We start from the raw sequence: 2,606 nt of genomic DNA on the forward strand, positions 1-2,606 counted from the left end.
TGCGCCACATTCAGCTCCGCCCCGACCTCGTCGACGGCTGCCTTGTCGGCACCGGACTGACCCTCCACCCGACAACAACCCGAAGAGCTCAGTAGACGTGCTTCTGGAGATCTTCGAGGAACACGGCGTGGACGTCATCCTCCAATGACAGTTGGTCGCTGTCTCCTGCTCGCCGGCGGAGGCGTCACCCGGCGTGGCGGCCGCGTAGAGGGCGTGCCGCGATGCGGGTGAGAGGGAAGACGGCGAGTGGCAAGACGAGCGCCGTCGCCGCGAGGGCCAGTGAGTACGGCATGGTGGCCTCGGCCGGCACGGTGACGAGTTTGAAGGTGTCGATCGCGCCGTGGACCAGCGCGGGCGCCCACACACTGCGTCCCCCCTGCTCGTACAGGTGAGCCAGCGGCCAGGTGGTGACAGCGGCGACGGACATGGCGGCGATGCCGACAGCCGGGCCGGCCGTGAGAACCACGGGCACATGGGTCAGGGTCAGCAGCGGCATCGAGGACATGACGGCGCGGGAGAACGAGCACCCACGGCGGAGGCGGGCGTAGGCGTAGCCGCGCCAGGCGAGTTCTTCGGCCACGCCGTGATAGGCGAAGACGCCGATCAGAAGACCGGCAGCATCTTGGCGCAGCGTGACGGGGTGGCCGGTGACAACGGCGAACAGGGGATGGACGCACAGGCACCCGGCCGCCACCACGGCGGCGACGGCCAGTGCGCGAGGACGCGGCCGGGTCAGGCCCAGGACAGCGGGCACTTCCCGCCACCGCGCGCCGTGAAGCGATACGGCCACGGCGGTCGCGCACACCGCTGTGGCGGTCAGGGCTGTCGCGGCTGCGCCCGGGGTGGGCACGGGCGGCGCGGTCATGTACAGCACCAGCCAGATCAGGGCGAATCCCGTGAGGAACCTCATCATGCGAACAGCGGCCTCCTAGGCTGTCGGGGTCGGTGGCGGTGGAAGCAGGGGCGCGTCGTCCGCCGCCCCTCGCCGTGCAGGAATTCGATAGCGGCCCCCGACGACCCGCGGCATTGGGGAACGACCCCAGTCATGACCCCAAGAGATGGGGGTGGTGCGTGTCGGGCTGGTGGGCGGCGCTCCTCGGACGCGCAGGGAAACGGCTTCGCCGGATCCGCCGGCGGAAGGCGAGTAGCGATTGCTCACCCATCGCCCTGTGGATCACGCGAACCATAGAGACATCCACCCAGTGCCGAACCGATCGCCCCGAGCGGTCGAGCCACGCGGCCGTCGCCGGTCGATGCCCGACTGTCCCACCGTCAGGGGGCGCCCCGGCGGTCACCGAACACTCCAGTCACGCATGGAAATGGGAGAGTCACATGCCCGAAAAGATCGTCGATGCCGGTGAGTTGAAACTGTGGACCGAGGACTTCGGCGACCCCGCCGCCCCGGCCGTGCTGTTGATCGTCGGAGCGGACGCACAGGCGGTCGGATGGCCGGACAGCCTGTGCCACGGACTGGCGGCGGACGGCCTGCACGTCATCCGCTACGACCACCGCAACACCGGCAGGTCCGACCTGGTGGACTTCGAGAAGAACCCGTACGACTGCCAGGACCTCGCCCGTGACGCCGTCGCGGTGCTGGACGCCTACGGCATAGAGGCCGCGCACATCGTCGGCGCCTCCATGGGCGGGTTCATCGCCCAGTTCATGGCGCTGGACCACCGCGACCGGGTGCGGTCGCTGACCCTGGTCTCGACCAGCTCGGCGCTGGCTGGGGTCGTCCCCGCCCTGACCGGCGAGCCGTCGATCTTCTCCCCGCCCCCGCACGCGCAGTACCTGGAGAAGGCGGCGGAAGTGGCGGCCGAGCTGGCCGTCAACCCGCCTGCCACCCGGGAGGAGTTCATCGATGCGCGGTTCCGGATGTACGCCCTCGTGGCCGGCACCATCGACTACGACCTGGAGGAGTGCCGCCGCACCCTGACCCGGGAGTTCGACCGCGCGAACGACCCGCTGCGCCCGGACCCCAGCCAGTCGGCCATAGCCGCCACGGCCGCCGTGGGCGACCTCGCGCCCCGGCTGCGCTCCCTCGACGTGCCGACCCTGGTCATTCACGGCACCGACGACCCGATCATCCCCGTCGAGCACGGCCGGGCTCTGGCCGAGACGATCCCCGGAGCAGAGGGCCTGTTCCTCGACGGCTACGGCCATGCCTTGCCGAACGCCGCCGTGATCGAGCGGTGGTGCACTGCGGTTACCGCCCTCACCGCAAGGGCCTGAGCCACCCGAAGTCGGCAAGCTGCGCAAGCCCGCCGCGAGGGCGGGCCGGGACGGCGAACATCCGACGGACAGCCGTCCGGTGGAGGAGCCGTGCGCCGCGCCCCGACCGCACACCCGGCTGCCGGTGCACCGGCGCCGGCACCGTCTCGCCGCGATCCGCGCGGTCGCCGCGGTTCGCCGCTTCAGCCCGCCCCCGTGACCGGGGGCGGGCTGAAGCGTTTCCCGCAGCCCCGGTCGGCCCCCGCTCGCACCGCAGTGAGCAGCGATGAGCAGTCGTGAAAGATCACTGAAAATCTTGGGTGTAGGGCGTCTGGCTGTCGGCCGGGCGCCCTCCCTTATGTGGTGGCCGGGGTGAGTGTCCAGGTGTCGTCGGT

At 70.8% G+C, this 2,606-nt stretch carries 2 protein-coding genes; one reads left to right on the forward strand and one right to left on the reverse strand.

Annotation, left to right across the window (positions count from 1 at the left end; translation table 11 throughout):
* Positions 1–184 precede the first annotated feature (184 nt).
* A complete protein-coding gene (locus tag ACFV7R_RS46950; RefSeq protein ID WP_385276928.1) occupies positions 185–913 on the reverse strand; it encodes a CPBP family intramembrane glutamic endopeptidase in 729 nt (242 codons plus the stop codon).
* 419 nt (positions 914–1,332) lie between these two features.
* On the opposite strand from ACFV7R_RS46950, the gene ACFV7R_RS46955 reads away from it, so the two are divergent.
* Complete coding sequence (locus tag ACFV7R_RS46955) at positions 1,333–2,232, forward strand: alpha/beta fold hydrolase (protein WP_385276931.1); 900 nt, start codon at positions 1,333–1,335, stop codon at positions 2,230–2,232.
* Positions 2,233–2,606: the final 374 nt, after the last annotated feature.

The organism is Streptomyces sp. NPDC059866 (genome assembly GCF_042731325.1).
In the GTDB taxonomy this organism is placed as follows: domain Bacteria; phylum Actinomycetota; class Actinomycetes; order Streptomycetales; family Streptomycetaceae; genus Streptomyces; species Streptomyces flavusporus.